This is a genomic window from Pseudomonas sp. NFACC37-1 (assembly GCF_900101575.1).
Lineage (GTDB): Bacteria > Pseudomonadota > Gammaproteobacteria > Pseudomonadales > Pseudomonadaceae > Aquipseudomonas > Aquipseudomonas fluorescens_AA.
Map to the genome: position 1 here is coordinate 16,634 of NZ_FMUZ01000033.1, position 23,038 is coordinate 39,671.

21 protein-coding genes and 6 pseudogenes are annotated in these 23,038 nt (G+C 55.3%); 16 read left to right on the plus strand and 11 right to left on the minus strand.

Annotated features, from left to right (window positions below; genetic code table 11):
* Positions 1-20 precede the first annotated feature (20 nt).
* From BLP82_RS24550 to BLP82_RS30870, 4 genes and pseudogenes are all read left to right on the plus strand, one after another.
* Entirely contained in the window at positions 21-860 is an 840-nt protein-coding gene (locus tag BLP82_RS24550) for an SDR family NAD(P)-dependent oxidoreductase (RefSeq protein ID WP_092174190.1), read from the plus strand.
* 367 nt (positions 861-1,227) lie between these two features.
* Complete coding sequence (locus tag BLP82_RS24555) at positions 1,228-1,524, plus strand: ArsR/SmtB family transcription factor (protein WP_092174193.1); 297 nt, start codon at positions 1,228-1,230, stop codon at positions 1,522-1,524.
* Between the two features lie 55 nt (positions 1,525-1,579).
* Complete coding sequence (locus BLP82_RS24560; RefSeq protein WP_092174195.1) at positions 1,580-2,590, plus strand: zinc-dependent alcohol dehydrogenase family protein; 1,011 nt, start codon at positions 1,580-1,582, stop codon at positions 2,588-2,590.
* Positions 2,591-2,737, plus strand: a pseudogene (locus BLP82_RS30870) (transposase domain-containing protein); the annotation flags it as partial.
* A 14-nt stretch (positions 2,738-2,751) separates the two neighbouring features.
* Here the strand turns inward: BLP82_RS30870 and BLP82_RS32165 are convergent.
* Together BLP82_RS32165 and BLP82_RS32170 are read right to left on the minus strand one after the other, a co-directional pair.
* Positions 2,752-3,615, minus strand: a complete 864-nt coding sequence (locus BLP82_RS32165) for a methyl-accepting chemotaxis protein (protein WP_371914149.1) — start codon at positions 3,613-3,615, stop codon at positions 2,752-2,754.
* Positions 3,607-4,377, minus strand: a pseudogene (locus BLP82_RS32170) (MCP four helix bundle domain-containing protein); the annotation flags it as partial. The gene BLP82_RS32165 and the pseudogene BLP82_RS32170, both read right to left, overlap by 9 nt.
* A 337-nt stretch (positions 4,378-4,714) precedes the next feature.
* Here BLP82_RS32170 and BLP82_RS24570 point away from each other — a divergent pair.
* Positions 4,715-4,855: pseudogene (locus BLP82_RS24570) on the plus strand (OprD family outer membrane porin); the annotation flags it as partial.
* Between the two features lie 38 nt (positions 4,856-4,893).
* On the opposite strand, the gene BLP82_RS24575 reads toward BLP82_RS24570, so the two are convergent.
* Complete coding sequence (locus BLP82_RS24575) at positions 4,894-5,859, minus strand: AraC family transcriptional regulator (protein WP_170842372.1); 966 nt, start codon at positions 5,857-5,859, stop codon at positions 4,894-4,896.
* A gap of 188 nt (positions 5,860-6,047) precedes the next feature.
* Here BLP82_RS24575 and BLP82_RS24580 point away from each other — a divergent pair, with 188 nt between their 5' ends.
* From BLP82_RS24580 to BLP82_RS24590, 3 genes and pseudogenes are all read left to right on the plus strand, one after another.
* A complete protein-coding gene (locus BLP82_RS24580) occupies positions 6,048-7,232 on the plus strand; it encodes an aldo/keto reductase (protein ID WP_092174201.1) in 1,185 nt (394 codons plus the stop codon).
* A 150-nt stretch (positions 7,233-7,382) separates the two neighbouring features.
* Positions 7,383-8,111: a hypothetical protein gene (locus BLP82_RS24585; RefSeq protein WP_170842373.1), complete on the plus strand. Its 729-nt coding sequence runs from the start codon at positions 7,383-7,385 to the stop codon at positions 8,109-8,111.
* Between the two features lie 62 nt (positions 8,112-8,173).
* Positions 8,174-8,328, plus strand: a pseudogene (locus BLP82_RS24590) (DUF3363 domain-containing protein); the annotation flags it as partial.
* A gap of 26 nt (positions 8,329-8,354) precedes the next feature.
* Here the strand turns inward: BLP82_RS24590 and BLP82_RS24595 are convergent.
* Positions 8,355-8,825 (minus strand): substrate binding domain-containing protein, encoded by a 471-nt coding sequence (locus BLP82_RS24595; protein WP_218189438.1) that lies wholly within the window; start codon positions 8,823-8,825, stop codon positions 8,355-8,357.
* 83 nt (positions 8,826-8,908) lie between these two features.
* Here BLP82_RS24595 and BLP82_RS24600 point away from each other — a divergent pair, with 83 nt between their 5' ends.
* Positions 8,909-10,471 carry a M10 family metallopeptidase C-terminal domain-containing protein gene (locus BLP82_RS24600; protein ID WP_092174204.1) on the plus strand — a complete coding sequence of 521 codons (1,563 nt, stop codon included), beginning with the start codon at positions 8,909-8,911 and terminating at the stop codon, positions 10,469-10,471.
* A 22-nt stretch (positions 10,472-10,493) separates the two neighbouring features.
* Here the strand turns inward: BLP82_RS24600 and BLP82_RS24605 are convergent, their stop codons facing one another.
* The 3 genes from BLP82_RS24605 to BLP82_RS24620 form a co-directional block, all read right to left on the minus strand.
* Positions 10,494-10,859, minus strand: a complete 366-nt coding sequence (locus BLP82_RS24605; RefSeq protein ID WP_256576669.1) for a hypothetical protein — start codon at positions 10,857-10,859, stop codon at positions 10,494-10,496.
* A gap of 100 nt (positions 10,860-10,959) precedes the next feature.
* The gene (locus BLP82_RS24610) at positions 10,960-11,373 is read right to left on the minus strand and encodes an acyl-CoA dehydrogenase family protein (RefSeq protein ID WP_092174209.1); all 414 of its coding nucleotides are present in this window, start codon (positions 11,371-11,373) and stop codon (positions 10,960-10,962) included.
* 566 nt (positions 11,374-11,939) lie between these two features.
* Entirely contained in the window at positions 11,940-12,779 is an 840-nt protein-coding gene (locus BLP82_RS24620) for an IclR family transcriptional regulator (RefSeq protein WP_092174215.1), read from the minus strand.
* Positions 12,780-13,016: 237 nt separating this feature from the next.
* Between BLP82_RS24620 and BLP82_RS30875 the strand changes: the two genes are divergently transcribed.
* The 5 genes from BLP82_RS30875 (at position 13,017) to BLP82_RS31250 (ending at position 17,604) form a co-directional block, all read left to right on the plus strand.
* Positions 13,017-13,355, plus strand: coding sequence for a hypothetical protein (locus BLP82_RS30875; protein ID WP_139197931.1), 339 nt, complete (start codon positions 13,017-13,019; stop codon positions 13,353-13,355).
* Positions 13,356-13,469: 114 nt separating this feature from the next.
* Positions 13,470-14,861, plus strand: coding sequence for an MFS transporter (locus BLP82_RS24625; RefSeq protein ID WP_092174218.1), 1,392 nt, complete (start codon positions 13,470-13,472; stop codon positions 14,859-14,861).
* Positions 14,862-14,985: 124 nt separating this feature from the next.
* Positions 14,986-15,915: a dihydrodipicolinate synthase family protein gene (locus BLP82_RS24630; protein WP_092174221.1), complete on the plus strand. Its 930-nt coding sequence runs from the start codon at positions 14,986-14,988 to the stop codon at positions 15,913-15,915.
* 214 nt (positions 15,916-16,129) lie between these two features.
* On the plus strand, positions 16,130-17,371 hold the full coding sequence (locus BLP82_RS24635; RefSeq protein ID WP_092174327.1) for an OprD family porin: 1,242 nt from the start codon (positions 16,130-16,132) through the stop codon (positions 17,369-17,371).
* 95 nt (positions 17,372-17,466) lie between these two features.
* Entirely contained in the window at positions 17,467-17,604 is a 138-nt protein-coding gene (locus BLP82_RS31250) for a hypothetical protein (RefSeq protein WP_170842374.1), read from the plus strand.
* Between the two features lie 120 nt (positions 17,605-17,724).
* Here BLP82_RS31250 and BLP82_RS31745 read toward each other — a convergent pair whose 3' ends face one another.
* A complete protein-coding gene (locus BLP82_RS31745) occupies positions 17,725-17,934 on the minus strand; it encodes a hypothetical protein (RefSeq protein WP_256576671.1) in 210 nt (69 codons plus the stop codon).
* A 144-nt stretch (positions 17,935-18,078) separates the two neighbouring features.
* Here BLP82_RS31745 and BLP82_RS24645 point away from each other — a divergent pair.
* Both BLP82_RS24645 and BLP82_RS24650 read left to right on the plus strand, forming a co-directional pair.
* A pseudogene (locus BLP82_RS24645) lies at positions 18,079-19,133 on the plus strand (IS3 family transposase); the annotation flags it as partial.
* A pseudogene (locus tag BLP82_RS24650) lies at positions 19,133-19,390 on the plus strand (transposase domain-containing protein); the annotation flags it as partial. The pseudogenes BLP82_RS24645 and BLP82_RS24650, both read left to right, overlap by 1 nt.
* A 19-nt stretch (positions 19,391-19,409) precedes the next feature.
* Here BLP82_RS24650 and folD read toward each other — a convergent pair.
* From folD to purU, 3 genes are read right to left on the minus strand one after another with little or no spacing between them, the layout of a single operon-like run.
* Positions 19,410-20,300 carry a bifunctional methylenetetrahydrofolate dehydrogenase/methenyltetrahydrofolate cyclohydrolase FolD gene (gene folD / locus BLP82_RS24655; protein WP_092174224.1) on the minus strand — a complete coding sequence of 297 codons (891 nt, stop codon included), beginning with the start codon at positions 20,298-20,300 and terminating at the stop codon, positions 19,410-19,412.
* Between the two features lie 34 nt (positions 20,301-20,334).
* Positions 20,335-21,594: an aminomethyl transferase family protein gene (locus tag BLP82_RS24660; RefSeq protein WP_256574264.1), complete on the minus strand. Its 1,260-nt coding sequence runs from the start codon at positions 21,592-21,594 to the stop codon at positions 20,335-20,337.
* Between the two features lie 36 nt (positions 21,595-21,630).
* Positions 21,631-22,500, minus strand: a complete 870-nt coding sequence (purU, locus tag BLP82_RS24665) for a formyltetrahydrofolate deformylase (RefSeq protein ID WP_256574263.1) — start codon at positions 22,498-22,500, stop codon at positions 21,631-21,633.
* Positions 22,501-23,038: the final 538 nt, after the last annotated feature.

Genomic DNA, 23,038 nt, shown 5'->3' on the forward strand with positions numbered 1-23,038 from the left:
TACTTACATAAGGTTCACACATGAAAAGCTACTCGCTGAACGGCCGCGTCATCGCCATCACCGGCGCCACAGGGGGGCTCGGCAGGGCCGCCGCACAGGCACTGCGCAACAAAGGCGCGAAGCTGGTCTTGTTGGATCTTGATCTGGATAGCCTGAGCGTTATGGCTGCGGCGTTGGGTGGGCCTGATGTCGCTGCCGGTTGGGTGGCCAACGTGCGCTCAATTGAGAGTCTGGAGACAGCTTTGAAGAAGGCTGCGCAGCACTTCGGCGCAATTGATGTCGTGGTCGCCGGCGCTGGCGTCAGCTCGGTGGTTGCCCTGGAGTACATCGATCCAGCCACGTTTGAGCGGGTCATCGATATCAACCTTAACGGCGTGGCCCGCACCTTCCGCGCTGCCCTGCCCTACGTTAAGGGGCGCCAGGGCTATCTACTGGCCATCTCGTCCATGGCCGCTTTCGTTCATTCGCCATTGAATACAGCCTACACCGCCAGCAAGGCTGGAGTCTGGGCCCTATGTAACAGCTTGCGCCTGGAGCTTCGTCAGCACGGCGTGGGCGTCGGATCACTCCACCCGACCTTCTTCCAGACACCGATGATGGAGGCAGTCATCGCTGGGCCGTCTTCCACCCTGGTCTGGAACAATCATCAGGGGATCTGGCAGTTCGTAGCGCTGGAGAGGGTGGTCACCGCCCTGGTGGAGTGCATTGAGCAGAGGCGTGACCTAGTGACGGTGCCAAGCAGCCAGGGGCTGGTGGCGAGAGCGCCAGGCTTGCTACGCCGACTTATCGAGCGGATCGGTTTTAATGCTGGAAAAGTCGCAGAAGCGGTAAGACTCAGTGATGAAGGCAAGGCCTTGTAAGATCTGCGTAGCAGGCTGGACAAAGGGCGCTTCTGGCCGGTTGCTGCCCTTCGCGATAGGCAGCAACCGGCCGAGGCTGCGTAAAAACGTTTTTGAGCGCGACAGGTACTCAAAACCGGACTTAAAATCGCGCTTCTACGCGAAATCCACATCTGCTGACGTGCCGATAAATTTCAGATTTAACGTAGCCGCGCGCACTTCAATCTTGGCGAAGCGTTTTTACACACTCTGGGCCACAAGCAGTCGTTCAATACATCCACAAAAAGCAGGGGCAATTCAGCTGGAAGCGTTTTTTGATTTCAATCCTTTGCGCTGGGTCATAGATTACTTATTGAACATTTCGTAAAAAAACGTAACATTGCCGTCCATGATACTCGAACAGCTCAAAGCCCTGGGCAATGACACTCGCATGCAAATGATGGAGTGGCTCAAAGACCCACTCAATAATTTCCCCCCTCAGGATCATGGCGATCCTGCGATAGGCGTGTGCGTCACCCATTTGCAGCACAAGGCCGGGCTTTCACCTTCTACCGCGTCCGCACATTTAGCTATCTTGCAACGTGCAGGCTTCGTGCTGGCCACCCGCATCGGAAAGTGGACTTACTACCGGCGCAATGAACAGGCGATTGATGACTTTGCGGCCAGGCTGATCATCGAATTGTAATTTTTAAACCTTCATTTCGTTATTTCGCGTAATGAGAAAATATGAGGAACCCCCTATGAGCAGCAAAACTATCTTCGTTGAACCCGGTGGCGGCTATGAAAAGGTTGTGGTTGGCAGCAGCGAAGTCCGAGCCGCAGCGCGTGGCGAAATCACCGTACGCCTTCATGCCAACTCGCTCAACTACCACGACTTCGCGGTGGTCAGCGGTATGTGGGGCCCTAGCGAAAAACGCATCCCCATGGCCGATGGTGCGGGTGAAGTCATTGCTGTCGGCCCAGATGTCACTGAATTCAAGGTGGGTGACTCGGTCGTCAGCACCTTCTTCCCGGAATGGATCGACGGTGTCCCCCTGGTTGAAGGCTTTGTCAGCGTGCCAGGTGATGGCATTGACGGCTACGCTCGTGAGCAAGTGACGGCCAACGCCACATCGTTCACCCTCGCGCCTATTGGCTACAGCCATGCTGAAGCGTCGACGCTTACCACCGCCGGCCTTACTGCATGGCGCGCCCTGATGGCCGATGACTCACTCAAGCCGGGCGACACCGTGCTCGTCCAAGGCACTGGTGGCGTTTCAATTTTCGCCCTGCAGTTCGCTAAAATGGCCGGTGCTACCGTTATTGCGACCTCTTCAAGCGATGAAAAACTTGAACGTCTGAAAGCGCTAGGCGCTGATCATGTGATCAATTACCGCAAAGACCTCAACTGGGGCGAAACTGCACGCGCGCTAACGGGTGGCCGTGGTGTTGACCACATCATCGAAGTCGGCGGCCCTGCGACGCTTGAGCAATCGATGAGTGCAGTTCGGGTTGCTGGTCACATCTCCGTCATCGGCATATTGAGTGGCGTAAGCGGTGCAATGAATTTTGTACCGGCACTGATCAAGCAAGTGCGTCTGCAGGGTGTATTGGTGGGTAGCCGCAGCCAGCAGCAGGACATGATCCGAGCCATCAATGCTAATGGCATGCGCCCGATTATCGATCGTCATTTCCCTTTGAGCGAGATTGTCGAAGCGTTCAAGTATCAGGAAACCAACCAGCATTTCGGCAAAATTTGCCTGGATATCTAAGCACGCATGCATGGGCATGATCCGTATGCCTATCTCAAGGATGTGCTGCCACGACCGACGCAGCGGACGAGAGAGATTGGCCCCATTGCTGCCTGTCACAACCGGCAGCATGGGGTCGTTTTCAGCCGGCCACCACAGGCGGTATAGCCCTTCATCTACACTCAGACCTTGAAGCGCGCCACTAAATGATTGAGTTCAATCGCCAGGTTGGCCATCTCACCGCAGGCGCTGGCGGTCTGGCTGGCGCCTGCCGAGCTCTGGATTGACAGTTCGCGGATGCTGGTCAGGTTCTGGTCAGCCTCGCGGGCCACCTGGGCTTGCTCTTCGGAGGCGGTGGCGATCAGCAGGTTGCGTTCGTTGATCTGGGCTATGGCCTCGGCGATCTGCTTGAGCGAGAGGTCGGCATTCTGCGCCACCGAGATGGAACTGCTGGCCATCTGCGCGCTGACGCTCATGGCGCTCACCGCGTGGGTCGAGTCGGTCTGGATCGCGCTGATCATCTGTTCGATTTCCTGCGTCGACTGCTGGGTGCGATGGGCCAATGCCCGCACCTCATCGGCCACCACCGCAAAGCCACGGCCTTGCTCACCGGCCCGAGCGGCTTCAATGGCCGCGTTCAGCGCCAGCAGGTTGGTCTGCTCGGCAATGGCTCGAATCACCTCGACCACCTTGCTGATGTCCTGTGCCCTGCCTGACAAGGCCTTGACCTGTTCACCGGTGCTGGCCACGTTACTGGCCAGACCTTCGATGGCTTTGAGGGTTTGCGCCACATTCTCGATACCCGAACGGGTGAACTCCATCGATTCGCGGGAAGATTGGGCCGCGGCTTCGGCATTGCGTGCCACCTCGTCCACCGCGGCGCTCATTTCGGTCACCGCGGTAGCGGCCTGATTGACCTCGTCGTTCTGCCGCACTAGACCGCGGCTGGCGTCTTCGGTCACTGCGGTCATTTCTTCAGACGCCGACGCCAGTTGGGTGGAGGAATCAGCGATGCGGGCGATGGTTTCCCGCAGGTTACCCTGCATCTTCGCCAAAGCGGCCAGCAGGCGGCCGGCTTCATCGCCGCCACTGATCGAGACCTCTCGGGAAAGGTCACTGCCGGCGATGCGCTCAGCCACGGCCAGGGCATCGCTGAGGGGCGACGCGATGCTTCGGGTCAGCATAGCAGCCAGCACCACGGTGAGTACCACGGTTACCACCAGCAGGCCAATTACCAGCCTCACGCCATTGCTATAGGTGGCTTTGGCGTCCAGCCCCGCACGCTTGGCGCCCTCTTCATTGAAGTTCGAGAGATTGTCCATCTTGTCTTGCAGGGCGTTGGTCATAGGGCTGATGCGGGTATTGATCAGGGTGACCGCTGCGGCATTGTCACCACTGCGCAGCATCGGTTCCAGCTCATCCAACAGTTTGAAGTACTGCTGCACATCGTTGGACACCGCCAGGTAGAGCTCACGCTCGGTCGGCCCCGTAATGAGAGGTTCGTAATGGCTGACGGCGTCCTGCAGCGTGCTGCGGTAGCCGCTCAACGCCGCAATGCGGGTTTGGCGCTGTTGTTCGTCGGTGATCACGGTGATGCGAATACTTTCAAGGCGCAGGCGCAAAATGCCTGTCTGCATCTTGCTGGCCTCGCGAATGCTCGCCATCCAGTTGGTTTCAACATCCTGCTCCGAATCTCGAAGCTTCCCCATTTGCAATAGGGCGACGATGCCTAGAGCAAAAACCACCAGGACAATGAGTGAGAAGAACGTGGCAAACCTGGGAGCGAGGTTCATAGTCCTGATGTTCATTTTTATTCTCTTAAAAGGGTCGGTACGGTGCTGCTGTCATTCCGGGGTATCGACCAAGACGCTTGGAAATACAAGCCATCCGACAAATGGGCTAGCGCAGCCTCTGGCAAAACGTCAGCGTGTGCGCAACACATCTTGTGTAGTGACACGGACATCGCACGGGGCGGACATCGCTGCGAAGGGGATCAGGCACTGTCGCTTCAGTAGCGTTCGCCGACGAGCAACTCGCTCTGGTGCCAGAACGCAGTTGCCCGCAATGGGGCGAGGTACTACTTAACGAATGCCATTTACGTACATGAAGTGCTCGGTACTGACACGCTGATGGGAATGGGAGCACGATCTGGAAGCGGCTTACGTGATCCAGAACGGACCGTTGAAAAACCTGTCATTCCGCCTGCGCCGGGCGCCCTATCGCAACTCGTTCAGTGGCGACGTCGACGACGTCAGGTTCATTACTCGGAACCCGATCAACCTGTAAGACGAAGGGCCCGGAGGGCTGTCATCTCCGGTCCCCTTTCATTTTTCCCGTGCGCGCTTGATGTCTCTCGAGGGAGGCGCGCCGAAGCGTCGGGCATATTCGCGGCTGAATTGGGCGACGCTTTCATAGCCGACTCGCAACGCGGCGGTGTTCACGTCTATCCGCTCGGTCAACATCAGGCTGCGCGCGGCTTGCAGCCGTAGCGATTTTTGATACTGAATGGGGCTTGTGCCTGTCAGCTTGCGAAAGCGGTGATGCAGCGTGGAGCTGGCCATGCCGGATCGTTCGGCGAGGTCGGCCACCTGCAACGGTTTATCGTAGTGATACTTCAGCCATTCAACGGCTCTCACGATGCCGCTATCCCGGTAACCATCGCGAGTGACGCTGCGCAACAACTGCCCCGCTTCACTGAGCAGCAGCCTGCCGTATATCTCCCGCTTGATAAGGCCCGACATCAAGCCTGCTTCAAGCGGCCGTTCGATCAGAGTGGCCAGTCGAGCGAACGCATCGAGCATCTCGCTCGTCGCCACACCGGATACGAAGCCCCGCGCCTCAGCAGCCATTTCCTGCCTTGGCGGCTCGAGGGTCAGGATCACCTCATTGAGCATGGAAAAATCGAGCTTCAACACAACGGATAAATAGGGGGTTTGCTCGTTAGCCGCGGTCACGCGAGCCAGTGTGGGGATATCGACCGATGTGACGAAAAACGTCCCTTGCCGGAACTCACAGGCTTGCTCGCCGAACGAGATCTCCTTCGCGCCCTGCAGGATAATGGCCACGCAAGGTTCATAAATGCAGTACGTGGGCGCACCTAATTCGGCGACTCGATAAAAGCTCAAGCCTGGAATCGACGTCGTGCAAACCTCGTTCAAGCCAATTTGCAGGGTGACTTTTTCGATAAGCCGCTTGAGCGCCTGGGAGCGTTCGGTGGGCTGCGCGGGATCGCGCAAGGTCAGGGAATGCACATGGCTGAAACCGAACTGCGAGAAGGAACCGCTCGTCATCACATGCCCCCCAATTTACGGAATGTTCGAGTCTGCTGAGAGTGCGTGACCAACACAAGAGCATCGGCAGGATTGTGCAAAAGATATGGCGAATTAGGGTCACTCGGCCAACCCTCGTTGTTCTAACTTCTAGTGCATGAACCGGCTTCGATGATCCCGTGAAACCTTGGTCGCGAAAGGAAAGTTGGATGGACAGACGAGATTTTCTTACTTATTCGGCAGTGGGTACTGTTGCAGCCGCTTTGCTGCCAGCATCGGGGGTCGCAAGTTCGCTGGCTCCTGCCCCGGTGCCCTCGTCGCTCACGGAGCCCGGAAGCGTGATGCGTACCGAAGGACGGATCGTGCGCGCAGACCTGCCCGTCAATTTACCCTCGCATGCAATGCGATACATGACGCCTCAACGCTTTGGTATGGGCGGGACGCAGATCGGCAATATCTTTGCGCCGATCAGCGACGAGCAGGCGAGCTCGGTTCTGCAGGCTGCTTGGGAGGCAGGTGTAAGACTTTACGACACCTCGCCGTTCTACGGGTTTGGCTTGAGTGAATATCGCCTGGGTCGCTTCCTGCGCGGCAAAAATCCAGACGACTATGTGGTGTCCACCAAGGTCGGTCGCGTATTGACGGCCGCTGGTGGCCCGCGCGCGGACCATGCTATCTGGAAGTCGCCGGCGCCCTTCAACTACCGATATGACTACACCGCGGCAGGCGCGCGTCGTTCCGTGGAAGACAGCCTGCAGCGGCTGGGTCTGCCGCGTATCGATGTCGTCTTTATCCATGACCTCTCGCCAGATAACACCGAACTGGAAGGCGGTTGGGAAGCGGCGTATCGAATTGCGCGCTCAGGGGCGATGGTCGAGCTTGAAAAGATGCGTGACGAGGGCCTCATCAAGGCATGGGGCTTCGGAGTCAACACGCCGAATGCCGTGGTTCAGGCAGTAGCCGGTTATGACCCGACTCCCGACATCGTATTGCTTGCCTGCCAGTATTCCCTCCTTGACCACAGCGAGGCGTTGCGCAACACCTTTCCGGCGTTGAGCAGCAAAGGCACCAGCGCTGTGGTTGGAACACCACTGAACGATGGATTTCTGGGAGGGCGCAGCCGCTATAACTTCAGCCCGGATCTGCCTGCCGGAGCGGTGGAAAAGCGCGCGCGAATCATGGCAGTTGCCAGAAAACATGGCATCGACATTCATACTGCCGCCCTGCAGTTCGCGGCAGCACATCCGCAAGTATCCGCGATCATTCCGGGTGCCCGCTCGCCGGGACAGGTAGTTTCCAATGTGCAAGCGATGAAGATCGGTATCCCAGCAGCCTTTTGGGAGGAGCTGAAGCGCCAGGATTTGATTGATGCTCAAGCACCGGTTCCTTCCTGAGGGCCTACGCCCGGGCTACCTGCTGATGTGACGCTACCGTTGTCCTGGCAAATCACTTACACCCATAAAGTTGAGAATTAAAGGACCTTATTCTCCAGTAAACAAACTGCGCACCCGTTCAAATAAGAACGCGAGCCTAAGGTCGTAATAATGAACATACGAACGTCACTCCTGATTTCCGGCGGTCTACTTGCGTTCTCCAGCAGTGGTCACTTGCTCGCGGACACACTTGCGTTCAGCGTTCCATTGCCTGAGCCATTCCCGCAGCTAAAGGTTCTGACGGTCCTTATAGGTATACATCTGCTCGGTATGTGCTTCGGCCTCGGCGGGGCGACGATGCTGGACCTCTGGATCTTGCGCTGGATGCGCAAGGGTAGCCTCCCCGTTGAAATCGGACGCACTTTTCACTTCATCAGCGGCGCAGTCACTCTTGGACTATGCCTCCTGTGGCTCTCAGGCCTTGGTTTCCTTGCCCTTTACGCGATGGAGTCACCGGAAAAGTTTGAAAACCCTAAACTCTGGGCGAAGGTCATTGTGGTGAGCGTCCTGACCATCAATGGAATCATCATTCACGCTTTTGTGTTGCCAGAGGTGCTACGCGACATGAGTCGGCCGCTGCTCTTTGGTGTGTCCCGCAAGAAAGCTGCCTTGTTTCTCGCATCCGGTGCAGTTTCGGGTGTGTCTTGGTACACGGCTTTTGCCTTCGGCATTTTTCGTGAGTTGAATAATAGTGTCACACTCTCTCTATTGGTCATTATGTGGCTTGCATTGATAGTAGCCGCCTCTCTTCTTGCAGCCGTTCTACTTTGTACCTTCCTGAAGCCGTTGTTAGAAGTCAGCCCTCAGTGGAAGGCAGATAGCGATTTAAGTGAACTTTAATTCGTCAGTTCGATGATGCCATGCCGTCAGAAACCATGGACGAGACGTCATGCTCGCCATGCGGGCACTACGCGATGCTCGATGACGGTATGGGCTTTTCGCTGGTGCCTTGGAAGCCGGTGATCGAACAGCGGTTGGGGCAGCCGTTGGCCGCAACGGTGCGCGGCGACCGCGCTCTTGGGAGATCGGGCGACAGCGCGGAATGCCTATCGACTAATCGTAGCCTTGCAAGAGCGTCAGGGGTCACGTTTGTCGCCTTGTCTTATAGCGTCGGCAAAGGGGTGCTCCCGGAATCGCCAGGTCGCCCCCGGACGACAGTAAGGTGTAGATGATGCAATCGTGGTCGCGTAGATCATCCGGGGTCTGCGGAACTCCGCGTTTAGCCAAGTAGTCCTTGCTGGCGACGAAGACCCGGTCCAGCCAACCAAGACGCCGGGCGCGCAAGGTGCTGTCCTCCAGATGTCCTATGCGCATGGCGAGTTCGGTGCCTTCATTGATCAGGTCTACGTATCGATCGTTGAGTTGGAGATCCAGGTTCAATTGAGGGTAGCGCTCCAAAAAGGCCGGCACATGCGGCAGCACAAACGGGTGTGCGAGAGCTGTCGGACAGGCTACGCGCAAGAGTCCCGATGGCTCGACATTGTTCCTGAAGGACGACTCCAAAATCGTCCTCAAAAAAGTGTGCTGCCGTGACATGACAATCAGCAGTCTCATGGCAGGGGATCGGGATTGGGCCTGGCGAACTAATGGTCCTAGGCTAGAGTCTACGCTTCTGGATATTTTTAGAGGATGGAGCAATGGCCACTAGCTACAGCGCCCCTGGGATCATGATCGTCGATATCAATGGATACGCCGATAACGCCTACGACATGGTCATACAGCCCGACGGCTCAGTATTGGTCGCCGGTCTCTCCTACCACGCGCTCGACCTTGACTACGGCAAAGACTTTTCCTTGGCCCATCTCAACACCGATGGCAGTGTGGATTCGACCTACGGCAATGCTGGGCGGCTGGTGATTCATAAGCAAATCCCCATCGAAAAGGACTATAGCCTTCGCGTCCAGACTGACGGGGCGGTGGTGGCGGCCCACGAAGGGCACGATAACACCCCCATCGTCCAGCGTTGGGGCCCGGACGGTAAAGCCGATGCCGTGTTCAACGCCAATGCCCAGGCCAGCCTGTCCAGCGGCTTCGGCCACGCACCGATAGTGGAAGTCAACTCTGACGGCAGCGTGCTGGTGGGGGCCGTCGAGGGCAGCACGCTGAGAGTGACGCAGCTGCATGCCGACGGCACACAAGACCTCTCCTTCGGCACAAACGGAGTCCTGACATTGCAGGCCCCTGGAACGCTTCAATTCGTGCTAGGCCTCACCTCCCTGGCGGATGGCGGCATACTCGTCCAAGGTGCGCCGAACTTTCATAACAGCTTGCTCAAATACACGGCTGCTGGAGAACTGGACACCCACTTTGGCGTCAATGGCATCATGGAGATCAATAATGTTGGCAGCTACGGCGGCGGTGTGGCGGTACAAGACGATGGAAAAATACTGCTATCCAACACGACCTCTTTCGATGACTTCACCGTGCTGCGTTTCAACGCCGATGGCAGCCCCGACGTCAGTTTCGGCAACCAAGGTTCGGTCAGCATTAATCTGCCTGGCGATTATGCCGCAGGCAACGCAATAGCGGTGCAGGACGACGGCAAGATTCTGCTCGGAGGAAGCGCTTTCGCCAATGGCGGCAGTGATTTTGCCGCGGTTCGGCTAAACGCCGATGGCAGTCTGGACAGCACTTTCGGCAGCACGGACGGCAGCACGCGTTTGGTGGGTTCGTCCGGCAGCGATGTGTTGGAAGGCCTGGGTAGCGATGAAATCCTGCGTGGCCTGGCAGGTGACGATGTGCTGCAAGGCAATCTCGGCCGCGACTTGCTCTCCGGGGGTGCAGGACACGACGTCTTCCGCTATGCCAGCGTGACAGACAGCTTTCGCACCGCTGACAGCAGTGACAGTGACCGCATACTCGATTTCAATCCCGCCGAGGATCGCATTGACCTCAGTGCCCTGGGGTTCACCGGGATCGGGAACGGATACGACGGCACCTTGTTGATTGGAAATAACGCAGACGATAGCCGCACCTATCTGAAAAGCTTCGAGGCCAATGCCGATGGCCAACGCTTCGAGCTGGTGCTCGATGGAAACTTTGCCGGACAACTCGACGACAGCAACCTGACGCTCAGCACAGCGAGCGTCGCCCGCTCCAGCGTCGATAGTGCTGCGCTCCCCGGGGATCTTTCCGCGCCTGAACCTGTGGAGCTGACGCTAATAGGTACCGTAGATCCCCATACTTATAACGTGGTCTGATCTGTTGCCCGGCGCTGTGTGCTTACCGTACCTGGTACAGCACAGCAGCCCCTGGCTTGGCCTCGAAAGCCGGCACGGTGCGCTGCTCAAGTGGCATACCCTTGGCGTCCCAAACCAAGGTGTCCGATGGATACTCGTCCTTGCGGGTCATGGCGTCGATCTGCTTGACGATCACCTCCGAACTTGCAGGCACTTCGGGGTTCCATTCGAATACGCCAACTCTGCCGTAGAACACAGCCGGCGCGTTGGCGTCGAGGCGCCGGTCGGGACACATGACCAGGCCGCGGTCAAGCATAACCCGCAACGCGCCGACAGGCACCGCCTTCACCGTGGGCGTGGTGCGCTCGGTGCTGTGGCCGGGGCAGACATTGGCCGAGCGAGTCACCATGTCCTCGACCACTTGACGATCAGATTGAGCCTGCGCCGAAAAGACAACGGCAGACAAGGCGAGCACTACAAGATTTGACTTCCAGAGCACGCTAAACCTCCTATGGAAAAAATACTCCAACGTTTCGGACCGCCCCCCATGTAAGAACCGTCCGTTGCCAAGGGGCACTCTTCAAGACTACCAAGACATTAGTTTGTTCCACTTGCTGATTGATAACCCTAGCGCTGACTACCGCCGGATCCTGGCATTCAGACATGAAGTTCGTCACCGCAATCGGCAGTAGCAACGCTTCCCGATGCAGCAGGTCGAGAGCCAGGACGATGTCCTTCAAGGAACCACCCGCCCCACCGAACTCTTCAGGCAACCCCATCGACAGCAAGCCTGTATCCACCCAAATATCCCAGAGCTTTTGCGGAAACTCGTTCTTTCTCCCACATTCCGCCACATAGGCGCGGTCTACCCGCTTGATAATGGCATCGCAAATTTCTCTTACAGCGGCCTGGGACTCGGACATGGAATACCTCTTCGAAATTGAGCGTCAAACACCTTGTAAGCCTTGCCCCTTCCTCCTGATGCTTGTGCGGGTTCGCTGATGGCATTTCCGGTAGGCGGAAAAGAGCAGCGACCGTAGGTGTCATGTCCAGGCATGCTCACCGAACATCAAGTGTCTCGAAACAATGGTGACTGGACTCAGTCTGCGCCCTCAGGTCCATCAGCCGTTGTCCGTGATGGAAATAGTTTTTATCTGGACACCAGACTCACGGATGACGGACACCCAGCCTCGGATGCGCGCGTGCATCGGGCGTTCCAACGTGGAAGTTGTCGACGTGAAGTTGTGCTTCCGCCTGATCGGTCAGGTCAAAGATAGGAGCGTGAAGCCAACGTCGGTCGCGCGACCTTTGAACAACGGCGGTTGGCAACTTGTGACTTGCTTGAAGGATTGTGACCAACCTCATTCCCTGTGGGAGTGAGCTTGTCCAGATTCATTAGGTCAGATCAAACGCGAGTGGGCCCTTTTTTTCGCGCTTGGCTTTTTCAAGCCGAGAGGGCTCTGGCGGGAAGTTTTCTCGTTGGCCGTGATCAAAGGCTGGAGTTCACACTTCCGCTGGCCTGGAGCGCTCGACCGATATTCTTCGCTGCTGCCATCGTCAATGACAGCGCTCGGCGTTCGAGTTCTTCAATGGAGCATCGCACTGCTGGCGCTGCGATACTGATTGCCCCAACAGGATAGCCGTCGATATCCAGCACCGGAACGGCCAGGATTCGAAGGCCTTCGGCGAACAGCGAATCAGTAATCAAGTACCCGTCCTTTCGAATTTGCTCCAATACCTCGGAAAGCGGCTTAGCGAGCGTCTTGCTGATGAAGGGCGTGGCTGAAGAACGCGCCTCGATACGCGCCACTTCTTGCTCGGACAGAAATGCCAGGATCGATTGACCAATCGCTGTCTGACAAGCCGGGACGGTCGTCCCGATACGAATATCCACCCCAAGCCGCGTAATGCCGGCCCTCACACGTTCCAGATACAGCACGTCTGCGCCCTGCAGAACGGCGAAACTGGCCGCCTCACTGGTTTCGCTGACGAGCCCCCTCAACACAGGACGGACCAGACTGCGCAGGTCTGTATGGGCAATTGCATGAAAGCCCAAATTGAGGATCTTGAGTGTTAAGGAAAATCGCTTGCTTTCGGGTATTCGTGAGACGTACCCGAGATCTACCAGCGTATTCAGCATGCGGTAGGTGGTACCTGGATCGAGATCGGCTTTTTCAGCGATCTGGCTCAACGTGAGCTCATCGCTTTCCGCAGTGAAGGCTTCCAGAACGCGGAATCCCTTGGCCAGTGACTGAACAGTGCTGCGTTGATTTTTATCTTCGTCAGCGGCGTTCGAGGTTTGGTTTTTTACCGGGGTGCGTGGAGCCATGCTCGATTTCTACCTGATGTGATTTTGTTTTTCGGAATGCGAAAAAAATATCAAAGGAGGATAGCACTCGAAGAAGGTTTGTCCCACCTCGGATTCAGGCTGCCTGAGGAAGGCATGAAAAAAATAATGACGAACGGAGCCCAAAAAAAGGTTGGGCTCTGAAGAACAGTGGTGGTACTGTATTTGAAAAGAAGAAAAAATTTTCGCAATCCGAAAAATAAAAAGGTGCGAATAGAAATGAAAGCCACTGCTCAGCAATATGCCCGCTCCGCCGGTGCCAGATTCCATGATCAAGGCACTCGTGTTGAAGCCGGTCTCTCTGTGATCCGCTCATGGGGGGCGCCCGTTGCGATAGGTTCGTATCCTCGGCTCACTCTCATTTGCGCTCAATTCAACAACGCGGCCTCCCTTGATGAAGCGCGTTACTTCGATCATGCCGATATTGTGCACTGGGAGCTTTTAACGCCCCCCTTGAGTCACCCTTTCAATTCATCATTTAAACAACTTTCCGGCCATTTCCACTGCCGGCGTGGTTTCGTCTATCAAGTGGGCGTTTCCGAAAAACTGATGATCTAGTAATAAACATTGGGCTGGCGCTGACCAGCTCAAACGGCTACGCCATTGCACTGTGTTCCTCACTGCGAGCTTCGTTCGCCCCGAATAACGCAAACAATAATAAAAGGAAGAGCCATGTTGATGCAGAAAGTTGAAACTGAGCCCTCGCCAGAGAAGATAAATAGCCAAGCGAATATTAGTGCTCGCCTAGAACGGCTTCCCATTACCAGGCAAGTGTTTTGGGCCAGGAATATTATTGGCGCCGCAACATTTTTTGATGGTTACACAGTCATTGCCATCGCCTACGCGATGCCGGTTCTGGCCAAGGAGTGGAGTCTTAGCGGCACGCAGATCGGCATGATCCTTTCTGCCGGTTATTTGGGACAGCTGTTCGGTGCTTTGATCTTTGGATGGCTGGCCGAAAGAATCGGACGCATGAAGGTCCTGACATTCACCATTTTGCTGTTTGTTTCGATGGACGTGGCCTGCCTGTTTGCGTCCAGCGCCGCGATGATGATCGCTTTCAGGTTCATACAGGGCATCGGTACGGGAGGTGAAGTACCGGTGGCAAGCGCATATATCAATGAGCTGATCGGATCTAAGAAACGAGGGCGATTCTTTCTTTTATATGAAGTCATGTTTCTGCTGGGACTGGTAGGGGCCGGGATTATCGGCTACTTCCTCGTACCGATGTACGGCTGGAAAGCGATGTTCGCGGTAGGCTTGGTCCCTGCGATACTGTTGATCCCGCTTCGCTTCTTCCTGTTTGAATCGCCGCGCTGGCTGGCGTCCAAGGGTCGTCTGGACGAGGCTGACCGGATTGTCACTCGCCTCGAACACAGCGCTGTTAAAGCCGGCAAGACGCTGCAACCTGCAGTCGAAGTCCCGCAAATGCATGGGATAAATAACAAAGGCGGCTGGAGAGAGCTTTTCAAAGGCATCTATTTCAAGCGCTCACTCGTTATTTGGGCAATGTGGTTTGGCTCCTATATGGTCGCTAACGGACTTATTACCTGGTTGCCGACGCTCTATCGTCAACATTTTCATCTGCCACTCGAAACCAGCCTGGCCTATGGCTTCATGACCTCAGCCGCAGGTGTTGTTGCCGCCGTGATATGTGCGTTGCTGATTGATAAAGTGGGCCGACGTCGCTGGTATATGGGCGCCTTGTTCCTCGCAGCCATACCGCTGGCAATATTGGCAACGACAGGTGCAACTGCGCCGATCAAGATATTGGTGCTGGCAGGACTGGGATATGCATTTGTCCAGACAGTGACGTTCTCACTCTACCTTTATTCGGCAGAACTTTATCCTACTCGTCTAAGAGCCTTAGGTACGGGTGTAGGCAGTGCTTGGCTAAGATTGGGTTCAGCACTGGGACCGATCATTGTAGGCTACACCGTTTCTGGCTTGGGTGTTCAATATGTGTTCGGCATCTTTGCGATCGTCTTATTGATGACAGCAGTGATCACTGCTTCTTTCGCCATTGAAACCAAAGGCCGAATTCTGGAGGACCTTTCGCCATAATCTTCCACGCTAAATAGTTCAATCGACGGTACCTGACTCAGTAGTAAACCCAGAACACATCAGAGTGTGTTTTGCGCCCGCGCATGCGTTAGTTGCGAAACTTAACTAAACCAGAGGTAATGAAATGAGCACTAAAAACACTATCGACCTTAAAGGCCTCGTTCCTGCTCCTGTCACGCCGTTCACTCGTGATGGCGAGGTTGATTACGCAGCTATTCAGAAACTGGGTGCCTGGCTTGGCAGCTTTGAAGGTGTAAAAGGGTTGGTTGTTCTGGGCCACGCAGGTGAAGGCACCTTCCTGACCCAGGCAGAACAAGGGCGCGTCATCCAGGCTTTCAAGGAGTCGGTAGGCGGTCGGCTGCCAATCATCGCCGGCATCACGGGCGAAGGTACTCATGTTGCCGCTGAAGAGGCTAAGCGCGCCGTCGCCAACGGTGCTGCTGCCGGCCTGGTTTATCCCTCCCACGGCTGGCTGCGTTTCGGTTATCAGAAAGGCGCGGCTCAGGACCGCTATAAAGCGATCTATGAAGAAAGCGGTATGCCATTGATCCTGTTCCAGTACCCAGACGTGACCAAGGCGACCTACGACCTGGAAACTCAACTGGAAATTGCCCAGCAGCCTGGCGTGTTTGCCATGAAGAACGGTGTTCGCAACATGCGTCGTTGGGACACCGAAATCCCGGTCATCCGTCGTGAGGTTCCCGATCTGCAAATCCTGACCTGCCATGACGAATACTTGCTGCACACCATGTTTGACGTGGACGGCGCACTGGTCGGCTACGGCAGCCTGACTCCAGAGCCGCTGATCGAACTGATCGCCGCCGGCAAGCGTCGCGACTACCCGGCTGCTCGTGCCATTCACGACAAACTGCTGCCGGTCACTCGTAATGTCTACCACCGTGGTTCCCACATGGAGGGCACCGTGGCCCTGAAGCATGGCCTGGTTGCCCGTGGCATCCTGGATCATGCCACCGTCCGCTCCCCGCTGCTGCCGCTGGCCGAGGGTGCCGATAAGGAAATCGCTGACGCGCTGCGCAGCGCTGGCCTGATCTGATCCTGAGCCAAGCCGGCGCCGTGCTTTGAAGGCGCCGGCTTTCAGGTGAAGTACATACCAAGGGTTTGTTCATCAGGCCCTTGGCAACACTCGATTCGGATATTTCTCCACCTACGCTCGACGATCCGTTTTCCCGGGACAGCGGCATTTCGCCCGCTCGACTCGTGATGACAGCCCGACATTGCCCTTCAATAAAAACAACAGGGGACAGGTCTTGAACATTCACACTAATCGCGCAACTCGTGTGCTTTTCATTCCAGCGCTAGTTTTACCTTTCAATGCATTGGCTCAGGGTTTGGTGGATGACACCACCGCCACTCTGAACTTCAGGAACTTCTTTTTCGAGCGAAACTTCACTGCACCAGATGTTGCGCAAAGCCAGGCCCGTGAGTGGACGCAAGGTTTCATCTTCGACCTCAAATCCGGCTTTACCCAGGGGACTATGGGGTTTGGGGTTGACGTGCTTGGGAAATATGCAGTGAAGCTTGATGGCGGCTCAGGAAGGTATGGCGCGCTGCTGCTGCCAAAGGATGCTGATGGTGATCCTGCGGGAAGTTTCGGGAGACTTGGCGTTGCGGTTAAAGCGAAGCTCTCGAATACGGAATTAAAGGTCGGCGAATGGATGCCCAATTTCCCCATTGTCACCGTGGATGATTTCCGCGCATTGCCACAGACATTTCGTGGTGCCCAGATTGCCTCGCAAGAGATCAAAAACTGGTCTTTTTATGCAGGTGAGTTGAGCAAAACCAGCTTGCGCAACGACTCTTCCATGGAAGACCTTTCGTTTGGATCGGCTCGATCAGACGCCTTCGATTTTCTCGGTGCCGACTACCGTTCTACGTCCAAAAATACCACCGTAAGACTTTGGTCTGGCGAGTTGAAAGACATCTATGAACAGCACTACCTCGGACTGAACCAAAAATGGCCACTGACTGAAAGGGTATCGGTTAACGCCAATCTAGGCTTTTTCTGGGGCAAAGACTCAGGAAGTGCGAAGGCAGGTCAATTGGATAACCGCACCGCTTCAGCTCTGTTGAGCCTCAACCTCGCTGAGCATGCGATAAGCTTGGGGCTGCAAAATGTCTCGGGGGATACCGGTTGGATGCGCATCGGCGGGACCGGCGGAATCTATCTGGCCAACAACACCTTCAATCATGCGTTCGACAACCCCCGTGAACGTTCCTGGCAAGTGCGCTATGACCTCAATTTCGTAGGCTACGGCGTTCCCGGTTTGAGTTTCATGACGCGTTACGTTCATGGTGACAACGTGGAACTGAAAAATGTCGATGATGGTTCAGAGTGGGTACGAGAATCCGAGCTCGGCTATGTGGTTCAAAGCGGAACTCTCAAGTCTTTATCTGTTCGTTGGCGAAATTCCAGCGTTAGGCGAAATTACAATGCCAGTGATTACGATGAAAACCGCTTGATACTCAGCTACCCGTTAAACATTCTCTGAAAGGCAAGTGTCCGCGCATGGCGGAACCCTGACTGGACAGCACTTTCGGCAGCACCCGTTTAAAGGGTTCGTCCGGCAGCGAGGTGTTGAAAGGCTTGGGTACCGATGAAATCCTGCGCGGCCTGGCTGGTGAAGATGTGCTGCAAGGTAATCTCGCCAGCGACTTGCTCTCCGGCGGTGCGGGAAACGACGTATTCCGCTATGCCAGCGTGGCAGAGAGTTCGCACCGCTGACGGCAGTGACAGTGACAGTGACAGTGACCGCATACTCGATTTCAATCCTGCCGAGGATCGCATCGACCTGTTAGCACAGCAGCCCCTGGCTTGGGCTCGAAAGCCGGCACGGTGCGCTGCTCAAGTGGCAGGCACTTCGGGGTTCCATTCGAATACGCCAACTCTGCCGTAGAACACAGCCGGCGCGTTGGCGTCGAGGCGCCGGTCGGGACACATGACCAGGCCGCGGTCAAGCATAACCCGCAACGCGCCGACAGGCACCGCCTTCACCGTGGGCGTGGTGCGCTCGGTGCTGTGGCCGGGGCAGACATTGGCCGAGCGAGTCACCATGTCCTCGACCACTTGACGATCAGATTGAGCCTGCGCCGAAAAGACAACGGCAGACAAGGCGAGCACTACAAGATTTGACTTACAGGGCACGCGAAACCGCCTATGGAAAAAAATACTCCAGCGTTTCGGACCGCCCCCATTGAGGTGGTCGAGTCTGCGCTGCGTCGCTGGGTGAGCCAGCTCCAGCAGGAGCGCAATGGCGTAACGCCTCAGAGCAACGCCCTGACGCCCGAGCAGCAGAAAATCCAGGGGCTGGAAGCCCGGATCGCCCGTCTTGAGCGGGAGAAATCCATTTTAAAAAAGGCTACCGCGCTCTTGATGTCAGAAGAGTACGAGCGCATGCGCTGATTGATCAGCTCAATGCCCATGAGCCGATCGAGTTGCTGTGCGAAGTGTTCGAGATACCTCGCTCGTGCTATTACGACCATTGCCTGCAACGCCGAGCCCCAAACGCTGAGCGGATTCGTCTACGCAGCCGGGTCAATGAACTGTTCGGGCAAAGTCGAGGCGCAGCCGGCAGCTGCAGTATCGTGTCGATGATGCAGGAGGATGACGAGCAAATCGGTCGGTTCAAGGTGCGTGGCCTGATACGGGAGCTGGGATTAATCAGCAAGCAACCGGGCTTGCATGCTTATAAAAAGGCAACAGGGGCGCGGCCTGATATTCCGAATATTTTGAATCGAGAGTTCGATGTACCCGCACCCAATCAGGTCTGGTGTGGCGACATCACCTACGTCTGGGCGCAAGGAAATGGCATTACCTGGCAGTGGTTATGGATCTTTATGCGCGTCGGATTGTGGGTTGGGCGTTTTCGAACAAGGCGGATACGGACTTGGTGATCAAGGCGCTGGACATCGCTTATGAGCAACGCGGCAAGCCTCAGGGCCTGCTGTTTCACTTCGATCAGGGCGCCCAATATGGGAGCCGACAGTTTCGCCAGCGGCTTTGGTGATACCGCATACGCCAGAGCATGAGTCGCCGAGGTAATTGCTACGACAACTCGCCGATGGAGTGTGTATTCCGCAGTTTGAAAACTGAGTGGATACCGACCGTGGGCTACATGACGGCCCAAGAGGCTCAGCGGGATTTCAGTCATTATCTGATGCATCGTTACAACTGGATTCCGCCACACCAGTTCAATGATGGACTGGCACCCGCTCAGTACGAGAAAAAACCTTAACGTCGTGTCCGGGATTAGTTGTCCACTACAAATAACACCGCCGAGCGTACGATCCGGCCCTTCGTCATCGGAAGGAAGAACTGGTTGTTCAGCGATACGCCCAAAGGCGCGATGGCGAGTGCTCACCTCTACAGCCTGGTCGAGACCGCCAAAGCCAACGGCCAAGAGTCTTATGCGTGGCTGCACCACGCACTCGAACTCCTGCCACAGGCATCCTCGGTCGAAGATTACGAAGCCCTGTGGCCGTGGAACTGCAAGCCTCGAGCCCACAGCTAAACGCGTCGCCCACTTTTGACTAGGTGGGGTTTATGGAGCTCTTACAATCGATCTGGCGCTTGGCAGCTACAAGCGTGTTCTCAAGCAAACAAGCGATGGTCATAGGCCCAACCCCACCTGGCACAGGAGTGATGGCGCCAGCGCGTTCACATGCACCATCGAAATCTACGTCGCCGACCAACCGGGTACGGCCGTCCTCGAGAGCGATTCTAGATATCCCGACATCGACGACTGTGGCACCTGACTTGATCCAACTGCCTGAGATCATCTGCGGCACCCCGGTTGCCACAACCAAGATATCCGCCTCACGACACCGCTCTCGTAGATCTATAGTCTTGCTGTGAGCAATCGTCACCGTACAGCGTTCCTTCAATAGGAGCCGAGCCATTGGCTTGCCTACGATATTGGAGGCTCCTACAACCAGAGCATTCAATCCCGCAAGCTCGGTCCGAACATGTTTGATAAGCAGCATCACGCCCGCGGGCGTGCAAGGCACAATCGACTCCAAGCCAGCAGCCAATCGACCCGTGTTGGTAACAGTGAAACCGTCAACGTCCTTATTGGGGTTGATCCGTTCGATTACTCGATTCACATCAATCCCTTTAGGCAAAGGTAACTGCACGAGGATTCCATGCACAGACTCGTCGTCATTGAGATTATCAATACGACCCAGCAACTCCTCTTCTGTTACATCAGCAGGCAAACGAAATTCGAAAGAGTGCATACCCACAGCCTCGGTCGCGATTACCTTGTTCCGGACATATACTTCGCTCGCCGGATCGCCACCTACGAGAACAACGGCTAAACCAGGTGCGTAACCGTATTGATCTGCGAAATCACGTACCCCGAGTGCAACCTGCTCACGCAATCGCAACGCCGCAGCCTTTCCATCAATCAATTGAGCTGACATATATTGTCATTCCACCCGTTGTCACTGGAGCCGTTCAAGTACGGCGGTTGTCGGTCTTGTAAGGCGCCGGTGCGATAGTGGCACGAATCGGAAGCTGCGGCTCGCCTGGGTTCCCCCAAACAACGATGACCTCTGTTCCAACGGCTGCTGATGCGACATCAATGACACAAAGAGAAAGCATTTCGCGGAAGAAGTAGCTGTAACCCCGCGAAGTCGATACTCCCACTTCACGCCCGTTAAGCAGAACCTTATCGGCGTACATGAATCCTCGCTGATCACGTGGCAGCTCCATGAATGCGTAGGGGTCACCTTTTTTGAACAGAGAGGCGAACACTTGGAGGACGTCATCCGGATTCCAAAGCAAGGTCCGAATTACACGGCGTGGATTTGCGACTTCGGCTTCCAAGGCATGGCGGCCAATGAAGTCATGGTCAAACTTCACGTTGCGGCCCCAACCTAGCTCTACGGGGCTGCGGTACCAAGCACTCACATCGTCTGCTTCGAAGCTACCAGCGACATTAAAGGTTGACGCGAAAGCCGGCAGGTTGGCCTCAAACTCCGCGCGATACTCAGCCATGTCCTCACTGAAGATGGCTGGCAAATAATCGGTGATGATGGTTGGAAAACACGCTTCCAGATGGTTAATGAATGCCGCTCGGCCGCCTAACTTACGCATATCGAACTCTTGGCCTGCCTGCCAAACGGCCTCATACACTTCGTCTGCATATTCGGCCGGACCTTGAAGCTCAACACCAGGCTCTCCCGACATGCCCTGACGCAACGCATACACGTCGTGCCCGGCGATATTGACTACTTGCGAATGCATGAATTTGATCTCATGCAGAGAGACGCCTGTGAGCCTAGCAATCACAGCCGCCGCATGTGGGCCGGCAATCTGAAAATTGAAGCCGTTCACTACTTCCGAAGTAACTCGATAATTACCCTTGCGCAAGTGGAAATCCATAAGGAATCCACCACGACCGAAAAGCATATAATCGTCTTCCCCCCAACGACTTAAAATACCTTCGTGGATTACCTTACCGTCTTGATTGCAATGGGTCACATGCTTTGACTGCATGACGTCGAATTTAGCGAAGCTATTAATTGATGTATCGGAAAACAACCTCAGCACATCGGGCCCACGATAACGTCGCTGCCAAAGGAAAGACCAATCGCCGATATAGCAATTGTTTTTCCAAGACATACTTTCATCCAGCCAGTCGGTGTACTCCGGCATTCCCCATCGAGAAGTAAAGTAACCTTCTGGGGTTTTTCTGAAATTCTTCGGCAGCACGTTGCTTCTCCTTGTACTACGATTTTTCTTAAGGATTTAACCTTCAAAAATGATCGTTTTACGCCCATTAGGGATTACGCGATCTTCAAGATATGCGCGGACAGCACGAGCCAATACACGGCGCTCAATATCTCTGCCCTTACGCACCAAATCATCTGCAGAGTCGCGATGAGAAATACGCTCTACGTCTTGCTCAATGATCGGCCCCTCATCAAGGTCCGCAGTGACGAAGTGGGACGTTGCACCAATGAGTTTCACGCCCCGTTCATGAGCCTGGTGATATGGCCTGGCGCCTTTGAAGCCGGGGAGGAAGCTGTGATGAATGTTGATACAACGCCCTTCAAGCTTTCTCGATAGGTCGTCGGAGAGAATTTGCATGTAACGAGCCAGTACAACGAGATCAGTTTTGGTCGATTGAACGAGTTCCCAGAGCTTTGTCTCTTGGTCGACCTTTGTCTCCGGTGTGACAGGCAGGTAATAAAATGTGATGCCCTGCAAATCTACTCCGCGATACCGCTCCTGAGGGTGATTCGCCACTACTGCGGAGATCTCCATTGGCAACTCGCCAATCCGGCTCCGATAAAGTAGGTCTCGTAAACAATGGTCAAAACCGGAAACCAGCAGCATCACGCGCTTGCGCTCTGTCTGAGCACGCAATGACCAATCCATGTTGTTGCGATCAGCAATGGGGGCGAAACCTTCCTTGATTTCAGAAAGCGAGAGGACAACCTGAGGGTCCAGGGCGTCGAAAACCACTCGCATAAAAAAACGATTGGTGTCGATATCATCGAACTGTTGCGCATCAAGAATGTTGCAACGCTGCTCAAACAAATAGCTAGAAACAGCAGCAACAATGCCCGCCTTGTTCGGACAAGAGAGCAACATAATATATTTTTCGCCATTCAATTTGGCACCTCCAAATCACCAACCTATAAATAAAACTACGAAAGCGCACCCTTGAGCCGATCTTCTAATTTGCAAACATGCAAATCGTCGATCAGACAAACTCAATCAACGCGGCACACCCATAAAAAATCATTATCAAGCATTAAAAACCGACATAAACATTAGTTACGGAAAGTTCGGCCACCCCGTAAAACCCAGTGGCAGGCTTACACATGGGTAGTGGGGGTTCAGGCACTCCGCACCTCTAGAGACAGGTTCTTTTCGGGTTAGCAAAATACCTACCGATCCAAGAACGAAAAAAGTGACAAAGAACACTACGACGATCTTTTTTGTTATTTTCATCTCACCGCTCCACCAGAGAAGAATCTCAGTCTTTATTTGATCCTTTCTGAGGCAGGTTTGAACCTATCTTTCGAAAGGCGAGCTACCAAGACTCTCTCCTGAACAAGGCTGGATACTGATGAGAAGTAGGCTTTATCCATGAGGATAACAGCGGATCCAGAACGTCCGTCCTTGGACAAACGCCAAGGGAAACACC